This is a genomic window from Melittangium boletus DSM 14713, assembly GCF_002305855.1.
Classification (GTDB): domain Bacteria; phylum Myxococcota; class Myxococcia; order Myxococcales; family Myxococcaceae; genus Cystobacter; species Cystobacter boletus.
The window spans coordinates 6,835,318-6,852,912 of record NZ_CP022163.1 but is presented as its reverse complement, the minus strand read 5'-3'; the positions used below and the strand labels follow the sequence as shown (position 1 = coordinate 6,852,912).

The following is a 17,595-nucleotide window of genomic DNA, read 5'->3' as shown; positions in this document are numbered from 1 at the left end:
TGACAGGGGGGAGCCCTGCTATAAGGTGGCGCGCCCTTTTCCAAGAGATTCCGAGGAGTTGAGCATGGCAGACCCGGTGAACCCCAAGTACCTCGACAAGCGAACCACCGAGCGCTACCAGCGCAGCGGCCATGTGTCCGAGGAGGACTACAAGCGCCACATCGCTGGCCTGGAGGACGTCTCCGAGAAGTCCGTCCCGGTGGAAACGCTGATGCAGGACGAGGATTTCGAGGACGACGAGGACGAGGACTTCGAGGACGAGGGCGACGAGGACGAGGGCGACGAGGACGAGGACACCGGGTCGGCCGAGTGATGCCATGAGCGAGGAGAAGCGCGGAGAGACCTTCGTGATGCGGGGCGAGCCCACGACGAGCGCGCCCGAGGCCCCCATCACCTTCAGCACCTTCCTCGTCGGCCTGGCCTCCAGTGCCCTCATCCACCTGGGGGTGGCGCCCAACCCGGAGACGGGCAAGGCCGAGCGCGATCTGGTGCTCGCCCGCCAGAGCCTGGATCTGTTGGGGATGTTGCAGGACAAGACGCGCGGCAACCTCACGGCCGAGGAGAAGCAACTCTTCGACAACCTGCTGGCCGACCTCCGCCTGCGCTTCGTGGAGGCGAACAAGCGGTGACGCGTCCCGTGTCTCCCGCTCCGAGTCTGCCGCGAGGCCTGCGTCTGGCGGCCATCGTGAGCCTCTTGTTCTCCGCCCCCACGGGCTTTCTCGCCCTGAGTGAGTCCCTGGGGCTCGGCCAGCTCGCGGAGCACCGGGAGGCCATGAGCTCCTCGCCCTTCTCCATCGTGGGCGATCCCTCCATCGACGCGCGCATCACCCAGGCGCAGTACAACGCCCTCGAGCCCCAGCGCGAATCACGCGCCCTCGTGCTCGGAGCGCTCTCGGTGGCCTGTGCCTTCGTCTTCGTGTCCGCCGGCCGGATCCTCCGGCCCGATGGGCTTCCCCTGGAGCGCATGCGCCGGATGCTCTCGGGCTCCGCGCTCGTCGTGGCCGTGCTGCGCACCGTCGACGGCGCTCAATGGGCCGTGGTCGCCAAGCGCATGGCCCCCGTCATCGTCGACGCCATGAAGACCCTGCCCTCCTTCCAGGGCGTGGCCTCCGAGGAGCTGCAAGTGATGATCTGGCTCATGCCCGCCATCTCCATGGCGTTCACGGCCTTCGTCGCCGGCACCTTCGTCGTCCTGGGCCAATACTTCCAGAGCGACTCCGTCCGTCACGCCATCCACGCGCAGGACGGCGCCCTCGCCGAGGAAGAGGAATAGGCTCAGGCGGCGATGCCGCGCAGCAGGCTCTCCAGGGGAATCTCCGCCGCCGCGCCATCGAGCCGCAGCCGCGTCGTCGGCAACTGGCGCAACCCCAGCAACTGCTCCCGTTCCACACCGAACACCCACGCCAGGTGGCCCAGGGGCCAGCGCGACTGCATCCGCGCGAACGCCCGATCGTCGAACTCGCCGTCCAGCGACTCCGGCAGCTCCACCTCTTTGTAGATCAAGCGCTCGCCCCCGACGTGCTGCCCCCGGCCGAACGCCTGCACTTCCTCGTACTCCTGGGGATCGTACACGTAGGCGTGAACGGTGACCCCGGTCGAGCGGGACAGGTTGCGCGCGAGTGACTGATGCGCGCTGTACCAGCGGGCCCCCTGGGGGCCCTCCGTCAGGGGGCACTCCAGCGCCAGCCGGACGATCTTCCGCCGGTCATGGATGGACAGGGCCAGAATGGTGTCCGGAGGGGCGCCATCCTCGACGAGCGCTTGCCGGGCAAGCGCCGCGAGGTTCAAGCGGCCCAGGGACTCGACTCGAATGAGGTAACCGCCGTGCGCGTCCAGTTGGGTGCCCCCCGGGTTGGAGGGGCCGCATATACCCGGACTCGGCCAGGGAGGCAACTCAGGAGAAACCGGAAGTCCGCGAAGAGTGAAACGGGGTGGGCCCGCGCGTCCTTGCCAAGGGGTCTTCGACCCTTACGTTGGCTCCATGCGACTCGACAAGTACACGGTGAAGGCCCAGGAGGCCATTCAGGAAGGCCAGTCTCTGGCCCGGCGTGCCGACAACCCGAACTATGAGCCCGAGCACCTCGCCGCGGCGCTGCTCGGGCAGAAGGACGGCATCGTCGAGCCGTTGCTGCGCAAGATTGGCGTGGACGTGAAGCTGTTCGCGTCCCGGCTGGGTGAAGCGCTGCAGAAACTGCCCCGGATGCAGGGCGGCGAGAGCGCGGTGCTCAGCCAGCGCCTGATGAAGGTTTTCGACAAGGCGGAGGACGAGGCCAAGGGCCTCAAGGACGACTTCGTCTCCAGCGAACACGTGCTGCTCGCGCTCGCCCAGGACAAGGGCACCGTGGGCGAGGTGATGAAGTCCTCGGGCGTGACGCGCGAGCGCGTCCTGTCCAGCCTCAAGGAGGTCCGGGGTTCCGGCCGGGTGACGAGCCAGGACGCCGAGTCCACCTACAAGGCACTGGAGAAATACGGGCGGGATCTGACGGAGGCCGCCCGCGCGGGCAAGTTGGACCCCGTCATCGGCCGCGACGAGGAGATCCGCCGCTGCATCCAGGTGCTCAGCCGCCGCACGAAGAACAACCCGGTGCTCATCGGCGAGCCGGGCGTGGGCAAGACGGCCATCGCCGAGGGCCTCGCGCGCCGCATCGTGGATGGGGACGTGCCCGAGGGCCTCAAGAACAAGCGCCTCGTGACGCTGGACCTGGGCGGCATGGTGGCCGGCGCCAAGTTCCGCGGAGAGTTCGAGGAGCGCCTCAAGGCGGTCCTCAAGGAAGTGGCGGACTCGCAGGGGGAGATCATCCTCTTCATCGACGAGCTGCACACCCTGGTCGGCGCGGGCAAGGCCGAGGGCTCCATGGACGCGAGCAACATGCTCAAGCCGGCGCTCGCGCGCGGCGAACTGCATTGCCTGGGCGCGACCACGCTGGACGAATACCGCAAACACATCGAGAAGGACGCGGCGCTCGAGCGGCGCTTCCAGCCCGTCATGGTGGGCGAGCCGAGCGTGCATGACACCATCAGCATCCTGCGCGGCCTCAAGGAGCGCTACGAGGTGCACCACGGCGTGCACATCCAGGACTCCGCGCTGGTGGCGGCGGCGAACCTGTCCAATCGCTACATCTCCGACCGCTTCCTGCCGGACAAGGCCATCGACCTCGTCGACGAGGCGTGCAGCCGCCTGCGCATCGAGATCGACTCCATGCCCACGGAGATCGACGACATCCGGCGCAAGATGAACCAGCTGGAAATCGAGCGCCAGGGCCTGCGCAAGGAGACGGATTCCCACTCCCTGGAGCGGCTGTCGACGATCGACAAGGAGCTGGCCAACCTCACGGAGCAGTTCACCGCGCTCAAGGCCCACTGGGATACGGAGAAGAAGGCCATTTCCGGCATCCGCGCCCTGAAGGAGAAGCTCGAGAAGGCCAAGAACGACGAGGCCAGCGCCGAGCGCCAGGGCGACTTCAACAAGGCCGCCGAGGTGAAGTACGGCATCATCCCTGGGCTCCAGAAGGAGATCGACCAGCAGAACGCCCAGCTGGCCGAGCTGCAGAAGAGCCACAGGTTCCTCAAGGAGGAGGTGGACGCGGAGGACATCGCGCAGGTGGTGGCCAAGTGGACCCACATCCCCGTCTCCAAGCTCATGGAGGGCGAGGTCCAGAAGCTCGTGCACATGGAGGATCGGCTCGCCCAACGCGTCATCGGCCAGCGCAGCGCCATCGAGGCGGTGAGCAACGCCGTGCGCCGGGCGCGCTCGGGGTTGCAGGACCCGAACCGGCCCATCGGCTCGTTCATCTTCCTGGGCCCCACGGGCGTGGGAAAGACGGAGACGGCCAAGGCGCTCGCGGAGTTCCTCTTCGACGACGACACCGCCATGGTGCGCATCGACATGTCCGAGTACATGGAGAAGCACGCCGTGGCCCGGCTCGTGGGCGCGCCTCCGGGCTACGTCGGCTATGACGAGGGCGGCCAGCTCACCGAGGCCGTGCGGCGCCGTCCATACACGGTCGTCCTCTTCGATGAGATCGAGAAGGCCCACCCGGACGTCTTCAACATCCTCCTGCAGATCCTCGACGAGGGCCGCCTCACCGACAGCCAGGGCCGGACCGTGGACTTCAAGAACACGGTGCTCATCCTCACGAGCAACATCGGCTCCCAGGCGCTCCAGGAAGGCATGGCGGGCAAGGAGGAACTGGACGAGGCCACGCGCGAGGACGTGCTGGGCATCCTCCGCCAGCACTTCCGGCCGGAGTTCCTCAACCGCGTGGACGAGATCATCCTCTTCGAGCCGCTGCGCAAGAAGGACATCCAGCGCATCGTGGACATCCAGGTGGCGCGCCTGCAGAAGCTGCTCTCGGACAAGCGCCTGACGCTGGAGCTCACCGAGGCGGCCGAATCGCTCCTGGCCGAGCGCGGCTACGATCCCGTCTACGGGGCGCGTCCGCTCAAGCGCGCCATCCAGAAGCACCTGATGGATCCGCTCGCGCTCAAGGTGCTCAGCGGGGACTACGCGCCCGGCGACCACATCCGGGTGGACGCGGGCAAGGACGGGCTCACCTTCGGCAAGGGCCAGCTCGCCCAGGCCTAGCCTTCCAGCCCCGCACGGTCCGGCGACGCGACCGTGCGGGGCTTCGTGTTCCTAGCCCTTCACCGCTCCCGCCGTGAGGCCGGAGACGATGCTGCGCTGGAAGATGAGCACCAGCGCGATGAGGGGCACCGTCACGATGACGGAGGCCGCCATGATGAGGCCCCAGGGCAGCTCGTGCTGGCTCGCCCCGCTCATCAGCGCGATGGCCACCGGCACCGTGCGCGCCTCCTGCGACAGCGTGAACGTGAGCGCGAAGAGGAACTCGTTCCACGCCGCGATGAACGCCAGCAGCCCCGTCGTCACCAGCGCCGGCTTGAGCAGCGGCAGGAAGACGTTGAAGCAGATCATCCACGGCGTGGCCCCATCCACCACCGCCGCCTCCTCCAGCTCCTTGGGCAGCTCCCGCATGAAGGTCGTCATCACCCACACGGTGAACGGCAGCGTGAAGAGCATGTAGGAGAGCGTCAGGGCCGGCAGCGTGTTGTACAGGCCCAGCGCGCGCACGAGCTCGTACATGCCCGAGAGCACCGCGATCTGCGGGAACATGGACACGGCGAGGATCATCAGCATCAGCAGCGTGCGGCCCCGGAACTGGATGCGCGCCAGGGCGAAGGACGCGGTGACCGCCAGGAAGAGCGACACCAGCACCACCGACGTGGCCACGATCACCGAGTTGAGCAGGTTCCTGCCGAACGGCTGCTCGGTGAACACCGCCACGTAGTTGTGCCACGCCGGATTCCGGGGCCACGCATCCACCACGAAGAGCGCGGTGCCCTGCTTGAGCGAGGACACCACCGCCCAATAGAACGGGAAGAGCGTGTAGACGATGATGACCGTCACCAGGAGCCCGAAGCCAAGCTTCTTCAACCAGGAGAGCACCTGCCTCATGCGGCCTCCTGCGCCACCGAGTCCCGCCCCAACACCAGGTAGACCACGGTGAACAGCGCGATGAGCCCGAAGAGCAACGACGCCGCCGCGGCACCGAGCCCCAGATCCTGGAACTCGAACATCTGCTGCCGGGCGTAGACGGCCATGGACATGGACTCGCTGCTGTTGCTCGTGAGGATGTAGAAGAGGTCGAACACGCGCAGCGCGTCCAGCACGCGGAAGATGATGGCCACCATCATCGGCCCACGGATGAGCGGCAGGGTGATCCGGAAGAAGACCATCACGGGATGGGCCCCATCCAGCTTCGCCGCCTCGTACAACTCCTCCGGAAGCATCTGCAGCGCGGCCAGCAGCAGCAGCGTCATGAAGGGCGTCGTCTTCCACACGTCCACGGCGATGATCGCCACCATGGACAGCTTCGGATCCACCGTCCAGGCGATGGGCCCGGAGATCCACCCGACATGCAACAGCATCTCGTTGATGACGCCGTAGACGTCATGGAACATCCATCCCCACATCTTCGCGGACACCACGGTGGGAATGGCCCACGGCACGAGCACCGCCGCCCGGAGCACGCCCCGGCCCCTGAAGCGCGTGTTGAGCGTGAGCGCGATGACCATCCCCAACACCGTCTCCAGCGTCACGGACACCCCCGTGAAGAGAAAGGTGTTGCGCACCGATTGCCACCAATCGGGGTCGTCCCAGATGGTGGCGAAGTTCTCCATCCCCACGTACTCGGGCGGTCCGGGATCCGCCAGGCTCGCGTTGGTGAAGGCGAACCAGAAGGTCCGGAACAGCGGCCACCCCGCCACCCCCGCCAAGACGACCAGCGTGGGCAGCAGGAACAACCACGCCGAGCGCACCCGCTGCCGGGCAAGCATGGAGCCCGGCGCGGGAGTGGGTGAAGCGCTCTCCTCCATGCTCACCACTTCCCCTTCTTGGACATGGCCGTCAGCTTCTTCTGCAGGTCCTTGAGCTTTTCCTCGGGCTTGCCCGAGCCGGAGAGCACCGAGTGCACCGCATTGCGGAAGTCCGAACTCACGCGGCTGTACTTGGCGCCCGTGACCTTCGCCGGACGCGCCACCGCGTTGGTGAAGGTGTCCAGCAGCGTGCCGAAGAACGGGTTGGCCTTGAGCACCTCCGGATCCTTATAGAGGCTCGTGATGGTGGGGTTGAAGGAGCCCTGGATGGCGCGGCGCTTCTGCTCCTCGGAGCTCGTGAGGTACTTCACCAGGTCCGCCGCCGCCTTCTGGTGCTTGGAGTACTTGGACACCGCCAGATTCCAGCCGCCCAGCGTGCCCGAGGACTTGCCGTCCGCGCCGCCCTTGGGCAGCGCCACCACGCCGACCTTGCCCTTCACCGGGCTGTCCGGCGCCTGGGACAGCGCCCACGCGTAGGGCCAGTTGCGCATGAACACCGCGTTGCCCGACTGGAAGACACCCCGCGCGCCCTCCTCCTCATAGTTGAGCACGCCCTGGGGCGAAATCGTCCCGATCCACGAGGCCGCCGTCTGAATCGCCTTGATCGCCTTGGGGTTGTCGATGGTCACCTTGCCGTCGTCCGCGACGATGGAGCCACCTCCAAAGGAGTCGATCCACTCCAACGCGTTGCACGTCAGCGTCTCGGCCGCCTTCGCCTCGAAGACGAAGCCCACCATCTTGTCATTGCCCGCCTTGCGCTCGGCGTCCTGCACCAGCTTGGCCGTCGCGGCCAATTCCTCCCACGTGGCAGGGGGCTTCTGGCCGTGCTTCTCCAGGAGATCCGAGCGGTAATAGAGGACCCCCGCGTCGGTGAACCAGGGCATCGCCACCAGCTTTCCGTCCACCGTGTTGTTCTTCACGATGGCGGGAAAGTGTTGCTGCACCACGTCATCGGAGATGTATGGCTTCAAATCGATGAAGTGGGCGCCGAGGATGCCCGGCCAGATGATGTCCACGCGGAAGACGTCGATGTCCGAGGAACCCGCCGACAGCTGCTGCTGGAACACGGTGAGCTGCTCGCTCGCGTCAGTAGGGCCACTCACCAGCTTCACTTCGTTGCCGGTCTTCTTGGCCCAGGCCTCCGAGCCCTGCTTGCACAGCTCGAACTCCTTGCCCACGGTGCCACATGCGATGGCGACCGTCTCCGCGGCGGACGCAACGGTGGGGACTACCAGGGTGGTGGCGACGCTCATCGCGAACAGCACATGACGCATGTCGGTTCTGCCTCCAGTGGGGGGGTAAGGACGGCGTGCAGCAGCATCTCTAATTTTCTCGACAAACCCAACAAATTCGGTGTCAGAGTATGTGCAGCAGAGTGCGAACTGCCCTGCGGACCCATTGTGAGATTGAATCCATGACAGTTGCCCCCCCCTCCACCTTGCCCCGTGCCTCCTGGCGTGTCTGTTTGATGCTGTGCGTCATCGCGTTGGCGTCCGTTTCGACGACGGCCCACGCGAGTCTCCTGGCGGATCGCCTGGAAGTGTCGATGTATGGCCGTGTTGGAACGGCCTGGGATTTGACCTCGGGCCGGTACGTGAACGGCAACCGCATGAACCTGACCGGCAGCGCCGTCGGCGGCCGTCTGGAGGAAGGCGACTATCTCGAGCCGACCATCAAGCTCCACCTGCTAGAGCGCACCACGGATCCCACGCAGCCCTACGTGGACTTCGTGCTCACGCCGGCCATGTACATGAAGGCCGGCCTGTTCCTCGGCGTCATCAGCGATCGCTCCACGGATGCGCTCGATATCGAGGTGTTCCAGGCCTACATGGAGTCGGGCAACATCGGCATCCAGGGTCTGCGTGTGTGGGGCGGCGCCCGCTTCTACCGCGGCACGGACGTGCACATCGCGGATACGTTCTACTTCAACAACCTGGCCGGACAGGGCGGTGGTCTGGCGTATGGCGACTGGGATCTCGCCATCATCATGAACACCACCACCAACACCGCCCAGTACAACTACGACACCGACGGTGACGGCGTGCTGGACCTGCGCCGTCAGCGCACGGTGTTCGTCGCGCAGTACGCGCACAAGTTCGAGGCCGGCCACTCGCTGCACGGACTGGCCGAGCTCCACCTGCTGCCGCAGACGAAGCGCACCCTGACGGATGGCTCGCAGGTGGGTCTCAATGATGACTACGGCTGGGTGGTGGGCGTGAAGGGCCACCTGGACCTGGGCAACGGCAGCTTCAACGACATGTCCATCCGCTATGGCACCCGCGCCTCCAGCGGCAGCCGCGCCGGTGCGCAGACGTTCGACCCGTTCGGCGCGCCGAACGCCCAGGGCCGGTATGACGAGGCCGCGGGCCTCCAGTTCGTGGAGCACTTCCTCTACAACTTCGGCACCCAGTTCAGCCTCAACGCCTACGGCATGGTGCACTACAACAAGGGCGAGGGCCGGAACATCGGGGCGGGCACGTGGTTTGACGACAGCTCCCTGGACTTCGGCGTGGGCGCGCGTGGTGCCTACTACCTGCACCAGAACTTCCACCTGCTCGCCGAGGCGCACTACTCGGGTCTCAAGCCCCACGTGGGAGACCTGGCCACGGTCACGAAGTTGTCCATCATCCCCACCTTCATCCCCATCGCGGGCAACAGCCTCTGGAACCGCCCCCACTTCCGCGTGTTCTATACGGCGGCCTTCTACAACGATGCCGCCGCCCTGGGCCTCTACTCGCCCTACCAGCAGCTCTACAAGGACGTGAACAAGAAGGTCGGCCACTACGCGGGTGCCCGCGTCGAGTGGTGGTTCTAACCACCGCCCGAGCCCTGGCTCCCAAGGCCCGCTTCCCGGTGGCTCACCACCGTCCGGAAGCGGGCCTTTTCTTCTTCAGGTGGCGCGGCCCACGCCCGCCACCCGCCGCGTCAGCACCTTCTGCAGGAGCACGAACGCGAGCAGCAGCGCGCCGATGGCCACCCGGGTCATCCCCGAGCTCATCATCCCCTCGTAGGTGGTGATGGACGTGAGGATGAGCCCCAGCATCAGCACGCCAATGAGCGTGCCGAACACCGAGCCCACCCCACCCGCGAGCAGCGTGCCGCCAATCACCACGGTGGCGATGGCATCCAGCTCCATGCCCACGCCCTCCAGGTGGCTGCCGCTCGACAAGTAGAAGGACAGCGCCGCTCCGGCGAAGGACGCGCAGAAGCCGCTCACCGCGTAGACGGCGATCCGCGTGCGCCGCACGGGCAGGCCCATGAGCAGTGCCGCATCCTCCCCTCCCCCCAGCGCGTACACGTTGCGGCCAAAGGGCGTGAGCACCGCCACGTACCAGCCCACGGCGACGAACCCCAGGAACAGGACGGCGATGAGCGGCAGGGGACCCACCCGGGCGATGGCGAGCGCCGTATGCCGCGCATCCGAGATGGCGATGGACTCCAGGTGGATGAGGAACGCGAGGCCCCGCACGAAGAACATGCCCGCGAGCGTGACGATGAAGGGCTTGATGCCCGTCGAGTGGATGATGGCGCCCATCAACGTCCCCAACGTGGCGCCACACACGAGCGACGCGGCGATGGCGGCGTACACGTTCCAGCCATGCTTCATGATGAGCACGCCGATGAGCACGCTGGAGAACGACATGACGGCGCCCACGGACAAGTCGATTCCGCCCGAGAGGATGACGAACGTCATGCCCACCGCGACGATGCCGAGCACCGCGTTGTTGGACAGGAAGTTGATGAAGACCGGCAGCGAGAAGAAGCCGTCGTACCGCATGGCCGCGATCGCGTAGAGCAGGAGGTAGACGAGCCCTCCCGCCAGGACGGTGACGTGCTTGCGCAGGAAGTTCACGCGGCCTCCGCGGACCGGACCCGCCGGGTCAACCGCTCGAAGGCGGGGGTCTGCATGAAACACACGCCGAGCGCCACGGCGGCCTTGATGATGAGCGTGTGCTCGGTGATGACTCCGCGCATCTGGAGCATGGTGGTGAGGGTCTGGATGAAGGTGGCGCCAATGAGCGAGCCCACCAGGTTGGCGCGGCCCCCCGTCAGGCTGGTGCCGCCCAGGACGACGGCGAGGATGGCGTCCAATTCCAGGTAGAGTCCGGCATTGGCCACATCCGCTTCCTTGATGTCCGCCGCGGCGATGAGCCCCGCGAGGCCCGCGCACAGCGACGACGCCATGAAGGCCAGCATCTGGATGACATGCACCCGCAGGCCACAGAGCCGGGCCGCTCGCGGATTGCTCCCCATGGCCTCCAGGTAGAGACCCGTCGCCGTGTTGCGCAGCAGCAGCCCCACGAGCAGGGCCACCGCCGCCACCAGGAGCACGGGGAACGGCAGGCCCAAGACCGTCCCGTTGCCGATGAACTCGAAGGCCGGCACCTCGAAGCGGACCTTCTGATCCTGGGTGAGCGTCTGCGCCACACCCCGCCCCATCACCAACAACACCAGCGTCACGATGATGGGTTGGACGCCCCCATAGGTGACGAGCGCGCCATTGAGGGCTCCGATTCCGAGCGCCACCGCCAGCGCGAGCGCCACCGCCACGGGCACCGGCTGCGCGTGCTCCGTCATCAGCAGCGCCGCGACCGCGCCCGACAGCGCCATCACCGAGCCCACGGACAGATCGATTCCACCCAGGGCGATGACGAGCGTCATGCCCACCGCCAGGAGCATGACGGGCGCGCCGTTCTGGAAGATGTCCACGAGCGTGCCAAAGAGCCTGCCGTCGCGGAACTCGAGCCGCGCGAAGCCCTGGGTGAAGAAGAGGTTGAAGATCAACAACGATCCCAACGCCACCCACGGCCAGAAGTTCCTAGGGCGCATGGGAATCCTCACTGGCAATCACCTTCATGACCTCCGGAAGCGTCGTCTGGGACAACTCGCCCACCTTCTTGCGATCCCGGAAGACGGCGATGCGATGAGACAGGCGCAGCACTTCCTCCAACGCCGCCGAGATGAAGAGCACCGCGAGTCCCCTGGCGGAGAGTTGGTGGATGAGCCGTTCGATCTCCCCCTTGGCCCCCACGTCGATGCCTCGCGTGGGCTCATCGAGGATGAGCAGGCGGGGCTCGTAGGCGAGCCACCGGGCGAGGATGACCTTCTGCTGGTTGCCTCCACTGAGCAGGCGGATGGGCTGCTCGACCGAAGGCGTCTTGATGCCCAGCTTCGTCACGAACTCCTGGGCGAGCGCTTCCTGGCGCGCGCGGGACACGAAGAAGCCCCACTTGCGCTGAACCACCACGGCGATGTTCTCGCGCACGGACAGTTCCGGGAAGATGCCTTCCGCCTTCCGATCCTCGGGGCAGAAGGCCATTCCCATGGCGATCGCGTGGCGGGGGCTCTTGGGGGACTCCCCGTTGAGGGTGCCGCTCCGGGCGTGATCCGCGCCAAAGAGCAGCCGCGCGGCCTCCGTCCGGCCCGAGCCGAGCAGGCCCGCGAAGCCGACGACCTCGCCCGCGTGCAGGGTCAGATCGAACGATGGCACCCCCCGGCGCGCCAGCCCCTGAGCGGACACGACCACGGGCCTGGGCACCTCCACGTGCTCGCGAAGCATGGGCTCCACTTCATCGGGAACCTTGCCCAGCATGTGGGAGACCAGCTCCAGCCGCGACAGCTGGGAGGCCTCGTACGTGCCCACGTGCGCGCCGTTGCGCAGGACGGTGATCCGGTCACTGACGCGGTACACCTGATCCAGGAAGTGGGTGACGAAGACGATCCCCAGTCCCCGCTCCTTGAGCCGCACGATGGTGTCGAGCAACACCTCCGTCTCGTGACTGTCGAGGCTCGAGGTCGGCTCGTCCATGATGAGGACACGGGCCTGGGTGTGCACCGCGCGGGCGATCGCCACGAGCTGTTGCACGGCGGCCGACAGGGAACCCAGGGGCTGGGTCACGTCGACGCGCAGATCGAAGGTCGCGAGGAGTTCTTCCGCCTGACGCCGCATGGAGCGCCAGTCGATCCCGAACCAACGGCGGGGCGCGCGGCCCAGGAACAGGTTCTCCGCCACCGTCAGGGTCGGGATGAGGCTGAGTTCCTGGTAGATGGTGCTGATGCCCTTCTTCTGGGCATCGCCGGGCGAGCTGGGGTGGAAGTCGCGACCCTCGAGGGTCAGCGTCCCACCGTCCCTCGAGTAGACACCCGTCAGGATCTTGATGAGCGTCGACTTCCCGGCGCCGTTCTGCCCCATCAAGGCATGCACTTCACCGGGCCGAACCTCGAGGTCCACGCCCGCCAGCGCGTGGACCCCGGGAAACCGCTTCTGCACCCCGCGCGCGACGAGGACGGGCTCAGTACTCACGCGAACCAATGACCTGCGCCGCGCTCGTCTTCTCGAAGAGCTGGTCCTTGCTCTGGATGAACTTCTCGACCTTCTCTCCAGCGCGCAGCTTGTTGATCGTGTCGAAGACGAGCGGACCCATGAGCGGGTTGCACTCGACGGTGGCGTTGAGCTTGCCGGCGACCATCGCCTCGAAGGCTCCCTTCACCGCGTCCACCGAGATGACGGTGACCTGCTCGCCCGGCTTCATTCCGGCCTCGTCCAGGGCCTGGATGGCACCCAGGGCCATGTCGTCGTTGTGGGCGTAGACGGCCTGGATCTGATCGCGATCCGACTTGATGAACGCCTCCATGACTTCCTTGCCCTTGGCGCGGGTGAAGTCGGCGCTCTGGCTCTTGACGATCTTCATCTCGGGGTACTGCTGGATGCCCTCCTCGAAGCCCTTCTTCCGGTCAATCGCCGGAGCGGCGCCCGTGGAGCCCTGCAGCTCGTAGATGTTGGCCTTGCCGTTGGTCTGCTTCGCCAGCCACTCGGCCGCCATGCGCCCCTCGGCCACGAAATCACTGGCGATGAGCGTGGTGTAGAGGCTGTCGTCGCTCACCTTGATGCCCCGGTCCACCAGGATGACCGGGATGTTGGCCTCCTTGGCCTGGCGCAGGACGACTTCCCAGCCCGTCTCGACGACCGGCGCGAGCACGATGAAGTCCACCTTCTGCGCGATGAAGGACGTGAGGGCCTGGATCTGCTGGGCCTGCTTGCCCTGGGCATCCGCGAACTTGAGATCCACGCCGCGCTTCTCGGCCTCGCCCCGGATGGACTTGGTCTCCGCCGTGCGCCAGGCACTCTCGGCACCCACCTGGGAAAAGCCCACCGAGAGCTTCTTCTCCGCGGAGGGAGCGGCGGCCGTGCCTCCCTCGGCCGCCGGGGCCTTGTTCTCGGACTTACAGCCCATCAGCGCGATCAGCGCGACCATCCACATCCATCTCATGGGTTTCTCCAGACGACGAACAGCGTTTCAAGCCAAGACAGACCTGCTTACGGCCTCAACTCATGAACACGCACGTAATCGAAGGTGGCGGTGAAGCCCGCGCCCCCCATCGACACCAGACCCAGACGGGCGCTCGCGCCCAGCGAGTGGGTCCAGGTCGCGGTCCGGCTCCACGTGGCGCCATCCCGGCTCGAATACGCCGTGTACAGCTCCTCGGCGCCCTGAACGCGCCGGGCGATCCGCAGCCAGACGGTCTCGTCCGCGGGGCCGCCGAACGTCTCGCCAAAGCGCGGATGGCCCGCGGGCACCACGGGGCCCTGCTCCTTGGAGAAGGCGATCTGCCGCGTCTCCCAGCTCGACACGTGGGTCAGCCGCACGTAGTTGTCATCGTCCGTGTGGACGAGGAGCCCGGCCTGTACGTAGTTGTGACAGCAGCTCACGGGCGGCAGGTTCAGGGACATCTTCGTCTCGACGAGGAAGTTGCCCACGGGCGCGGGCCTCCAGAGGATGGAGGCACTGTTGTCGTTCTCGTGCAGATCCGCGGCCTGGGTGTCGAAGCGCAAGACCCCCTCACCCACGCCATGGACAGCCTTCGACTCCCGCGTCCAGGACCAGGGAGAGCCCAGCGAGGTGCCCTCGAACTCGTCCGATTCCAGGAGCGCACCCGGAGCGTCGTGCTCCACGTAGGTGGGCAGGTAGCGGCTCTTCTCGTTGGCGCGAGCCGCGGGAGCCGGCTGTGGGCTGTCCGAGGGGCCCTGGCCTCCGCGCACCACGGGCCAGCCCTCCACCCAGTCCAGCGCGTCCATCAGCGCCTGCCGCTTGGGAGGCAATTCGCCATTGGGGGCGGGCGCGAGGTAGGGCTCGGATCGATCGATGGCGTGATAGACAATCCAGTCCTGGCCACCCGGGTCGGTGAACACGGAATTGTGACCCGTTCCCACCCACCGGTTGCCATTGGCGCCCAGCACGGGCGTGCCGCCCACGCGGTTGAGGGTGAGACGCACGCCCTCGCGATCCACGAAGGGTCCGTAAGGACTCTTGGAACGGCCGGCGAAGACGCCATAGCCCGTCAGGGGGCCGTTGCAGCAGTTCGCCGAGGACACCAGCAGGTAATAGTACCCGTCGTGCTGGACGATGCTGGGCGCCTCGTAACGATTGGCGACGGTGACCTCCACCTGGGTGTACGGATCCGAGGTGAGTCCATCCTCCGAGAGCGCGCGCACCGACACGCCACCGTAATAGCTGCCGTAATAGATATACTTGTCACCGTTGGCGGTGATGAGGACTTCCGGATCATACGTCCACCGCTTGGAGTTTCCACAGCAGGGCGCTTCGTGGGGCTCCACGGCGGGCCGCTCCGCGATGACCCAGGGCCCGGCCGGGCTGTCGCTGGTGGCGACGCCAATGGCGCTGCCGCCCGCCTTCGTCTCCACGACCGTGAAATAGAGATGATATTTGTCGTTGAAGTAGGCGATCTCGGGAGCCCAGATATCGGAGTCAGCCTTTGCCCACGAGGGCCGTGTGCTCAGCGCATCCCCGATGTAATTCCATTCGACGAGATCCTCGGACTTGAGGATGGGAATCAAGCGCTGCTTGTACTCGCGCGAGACATCCCGGTCCTCGTCGTTCAGCGGGTCCGCCGTGCACAATAAATACCAGGCGGTGTCGCGCCCCTGCCCCTGGATGATCGTTGGATCCGGGCAGTTCTCCACGAGGCTCCCGCCAGGAATGGAGATCTTCATGGGGTTGGTGAAGGTCCCCTCCACGGGAGTCGGCGCGGGAGTCGGCGGCTCGGGCTCCGTCACGGGAGGAAGGGTCTCGGAGGGCTTGCCCTGACAGGCCGAGAGGGACAGCAATCCAAGCAGGGGGAACAGCGCACGCAGGGGACGCCAACCCCAAGACGAAGACGGACCTCTCCGCATCAGCACTGCTCCCTTTCCGACAAATTGAACAAATTGAAGATCTAACTCATGACTCTCGGGCGGCGTTACCACGGGCGCCAAACAAGGAGCAGCGCATCTGATACACGCGACTGCGAGGTGTCAAGCACAGCCTTGACAGCCTTGCATGTGTTCCCAAGGGCCATTCAGGGCCGTTGCACGTTCTCCTCGAATTCCATGACAATGCATTGCGTCAATGATTGCACGGGTTGGCGTCCTGACTCCAGGTGAAGTGTGAAGAGGCTGACACGTTCCAGCAACTCCCACTGCGAGTGGTTGCGTGAAGGCATCCTTCGTTGACCAGCCAATTCGCGCCGCCCTAGGCTGCCGCTCCCCTTCAAGGACATCTTCATGCGCTCACGCGGTGTACTCCGTTCCGCGGCATTGCTTTCATGGGTCACGCTCGCGGCGCTCTGCGCGCCGGGCTGTACCCAGAACAACCCGCCTCCCACGCCGGTGGAACCCACCCCGGAGCCAGTACCTCCCGAACCGCCCCCTTCCGTGCCCCCGCTGGAGGTGATCAACCCGGTGCTCTCCGGGGACTTCGCCGACCCGTCCGTCATCAAGGTGGGCACGGAGTACTGGGCCTCGACGACCTCCTCCGAGTGGGCGCCGCACTACCCGCTGCTGCGCTCGCCGGATCTGCTCCACTGGGAGCAGGTGGGCTCCGTCTTCCAGGAGCCGCCCGCCTGGTCCGAGGCCAATTACTGGGCGCCGGAGCTGGCGGTCGACCGGGGCCGCTACTTCGTCCTCTACACGGCCAAGAAGAAGGGGGGCCCGCTCTGCGTGGCCGTGGCCACCGCCGCCCAGGTCCAGGGGCCGTACACCGACCATGGGCCGCTGGTCTGCGAGGAGCTCGGCTCCATCGACGGCGCGCTCATCCGCGACGAGAACGACAAGCTCTTCCTCTTATGGAAGATGGACGGCAACAGCCGGGGGCTGCCCACTCCCATCTGGGCTCAACCCCTGTCCGAGGACGGCACCGGGTACAAGCTCACCGGGGAGAAGACCCAGCTCATCATCAACGACGTGCCCTGGGAGGGACAGCTCGTCGAGGGGCCCTACGTCCTCAAGCGCAACGGCTGGTTCTATCTGTTCTACGCGGGCAGCGGGTGCTGCGGCCGCGATTGCAACTACGGGATGGGCGTGGCCCGCTCGCGCACGCTGCTCGGGGGCTGGGAGAAGAACCCGCTCAACCCCATCATGAGGAACAACGAGTCCTTCAAGTGCCCCGGCCACGGCAGCGTGGTGACGGATGCCCAGGGACGGGACTACCTGCTCTATCACGCCTACCGCGCCACGGACTCCGTGTACGTCGGGCGCCAGGGCATGCTGGACGTCATCACCTGGGGCGAGGACGGCTGGCCCACCCTCAACTCCCGCCGGGGTCCAGGCGGCAAGGTGCTGACCAGGCCCGCCGCCTTCGCGGATGAGTTCACCACCCCCACGCTCGCGGTCGGCTGGCAGTGGCCTCATGGCCAGAAGCCCACCGTCACCCTCGCCGAGGAGCAGTTGACGCTGGCGCCCAACGAGGCCCGGGCGGACAACCCCGTGGGGGCGATCCTCGCCCGCTCCACCCAGAGCGGCGCCTATCGGGCCGAGACCCGCGTGGATGTCTCCGGACTCACCGGGGGAGCCCAGACGGGACTCGCGGCGGTGGGAGACCCGGAGAACGCCATCGGCGTGGGGCTGCGCGAGGGCCGGGTGGAGGTCTGGCGCCGCCAGGGTGGCAAGCAGGAGACGGTCGCCACCGCCGACGCGCCCACGGCACCGGGCAACACGTACCACCTGCGCATGACCGCGAGGGACGGCCACCTGTTCCACTTCGCGGTGAGCGCGGATGGCACCACCTGGACGGACGTGGGAGAAGAGCAGAACGGTGACTTCCTGCCTCTATGGGATCGCGGCGTGCGCGTGGGGCTCACCGTGGGTGGGGCCCTGGGTGCCTCCGCCCGGTTCGATTCGCTGCGCATCACCCCTGAATGAGATCG

At 66.5% G+C, this 17,595-nt stretch carries 15 protein-coding genes; 6 read left to right on the top strand and 9 right to left on the bottom strand.

Annotated features, from left to right (window positions below; all coding sequences use genetic code 11):
- Positions 1-64 precede the first annotated feature (64 nt).
- Genes MEBOL_RS42210 through MEBOL_RS28590 form a run of 3 tightly spaced genes read left to right on the top strand, consistent with a single transcriptional unit; the run spans position 65 to position 1,273 of the window.
- Positions 65-313, top strand: coding sequence for a hypothetical protein (locus MEBOL_RS42210; protein WP_095980419.1), 249 nt, complete (start codon positions 65-67; stop codon positions 311-313).
- Between the two features lie 4 nt (positions 314-317).
- Positions 318-629, top strand: a complete 312-nt coding sequence (locus MEBOL_RS28595) for a DUF1844 domain-containing protein (RefSeq protein ID WP_095980418.1) — start codon at positions 318-320, stop codon at positions 627-629.
- The gene (locus MEBOL_RS28590; protein ID WP_095980417.1) at positions 626-1,273 is read left to right on the top strand and encodes a hypothetical protein; all 648 of its coding nucleotides are present in this window, start codon (positions 626-628) and stop codon (positions 1,271-1,273) included. Before MEBOL_RS28595 ends, MEBOL_RS28590 begins: the two co-directional genes overlap by 4 nt.
- A 2-nt stretch (positions 1,274-1,275) precedes the next feature.
- Here MEBOL_RS28590 and MEBOL_RS28585 read toward each other — a convergent pair whose 3' ends face one another.
- Positions 1,276-1,788: a hypothetical protein gene (locus MEBOL_RS28585; RefSeq protein WP_179956314.1), complete on the bottom strand. Its 513-nt coding sequence runs from the start codon at positions 1,786-1,788 to the stop codon at positions 1,276-1,278.
- A 193-nt stretch (positions 1,789-1,981) separates the two neighbouring features.
- On the opposite strand from MEBOL_RS28585, the gene clpB reads away from it, so the two are divergent.
- Complete coding sequence (gene clpB / locus MEBOL_RS28580) at positions 1,982-4,585, top strand: ATP-dependent chaperone ClpB (RefSeq protein ID WP_095980415.1); 2,604 nt, start codon at positions 1,982-1,984, stop codon at positions 4,583-4,585.
- Positions 4,586-4,636: 51 nt separating this feature from the next.
- Here the strand turns inward: clpB and MEBOL_RS28575 are convergent, their stop codons facing one another.
- From MEBOL_RS28575 to MEBOL_RS28565, 3 genes are read right to left on the bottom strand one after another with little or no spacing between them, the layout of a single operon-like run.
- Positions 4,637-5,473, bottom strand: coding sequence for a carbohydrate ABC transporter permease (locus MEBOL_RS28575; protein WP_095980414.1), 837 nt, complete (start codon positions 5,471-5,473; stop codon positions 4,637-4,639).
- Positions 5,470-6,393, bottom strand: coding sequence for a carbohydrate ABC transporter permease (locus tag MEBOL_RS28570; RefSeq protein WP_245920154.1), 924 nt, complete (start codon positions 6,391-6,393; stop codon positions 5,470-5,472). The genes MEBOL_RS28575 and MEBOL_RS28570 overlap by 4 nt, the downstream gene beginning before the upstream one ends.
- Positions 6,394-6,395: 2 nt before the next feature.
- Positions 6,396-7,667, bottom strand: a complete 1,272-nt coding sequence (locus tag MEBOL_RS28565; protein WP_095980413.1) for an ABC transporter substrate-binding protein — start codon at positions 7,665-7,667, stop codon at positions 6,396-6,398.
- A 140-nt stretch (positions 7,668-7,807) separates the two neighbouring features.
- On the opposite strand from MEBOL_RS28565, the gene MEBOL_RS28560 reads away from it, so the two are divergent.
- Positions 7,808-9,208: a carbohydrate porin gene (locus tag MEBOL_RS28560; protein WP_157775584.1), complete on the top strand. Its 1,401-nt coding sequence runs from the start codon at positions 7,808-7,810 to the stop codon at positions 9,206-9,208.
- A 75-nt stretch (positions 9,209-9,283) separates the two neighbouring features.
- Here the strand turns inward: MEBOL_RS28560 and MEBOL_RS28555 are convergent, their stop codons facing one another.
- Genes MEBOL_RS28555 through MEBOL_RS28535 form a run of 5 tightly spaced genes read right to left on the bottom strand, consistent with a single transcriptional unit; the run spans position 9,284 to position 15,586 of the window.
- Positions 9,284-10,246: an ABC transporter permease subunit gene (locus tag MEBOL_RS28555; RefSeq protein ID WP_095980411.1), complete on the bottom strand. Its 963-nt coding sequence runs from the start codon at positions 10,244-10,246 to the stop codon at positions 9,284-9,286.
- Complete coding sequence (locus MEBOL_RS28550) at positions 10,243-11,223, bottom strand: ABC transporter permease (protein WP_095980410.1); 981 nt, start codon at positions 11,221-11,223, stop codon at positions 10,243-10,245. Before MEBOL_RS28550 ends, MEBOL_RS28555 begins: the two co-directional genes overlap by 4 nt.
- Positions 11,213-12,697 (bottom strand): sugar ABC transporter ATP-binding protein, encoded by a 1,485-nt coding sequence (locus MEBOL_RS28545; protein ID WP_095980409.1) that lies wholly within the window; start codon positions 12,695-12,697, stop codon positions 11,213-11,215. The genes MEBOL_RS28550 and MEBOL_RS28545 overlap by 11 nt, the downstream gene beginning before the upstream one ends.
- Positions 12,687-13,664 (bottom strand): ABC transporter substrate-binding protein, encoded by a 978-nt coding sequence (locus tag MEBOL_RS28540; protein ID WP_095980408.1) that lies wholly within the window; start codon positions 13,662-13,664, stop codon positions 12,687-12,689. The genes MEBOL_RS28545 and MEBOL_RS28540 overlap by 11 nt, the downstream gene beginning before the upstream one ends.
- 47 nt (positions 13,665-13,711) lie before the next feature.
- A complete protein-coding gene (locus tag MEBOL_RS28535) occupies positions 13,712-15,586 on the bottom strand; it encodes a glycoside hydrolase family 43 protein (RefSeq protein ID WP_095983060.1) in 1,875 nt (624 codons plus the stop codon).
- Between the two features lie 369 nt (positions 15,587-15,955).
- Between MEBOL_RS28535 and MEBOL_RS28530 the strand changes: the two genes are divergently transcribed.
- Positions 15,956-17,590: a family 43 glycosylhydrolase gene (locus MEBOL_RS28530; RefSeq protein ID WP_095980407.1), complete on the top strand. Its 1,635-nt coding sequence runs from the start codon at positions 15,956-15,958 to the stop codon at positions 17,588-17,590.
- The last annotated feature ends 5 nt before the right edge of the window (positions 17,591-17,595 follow it).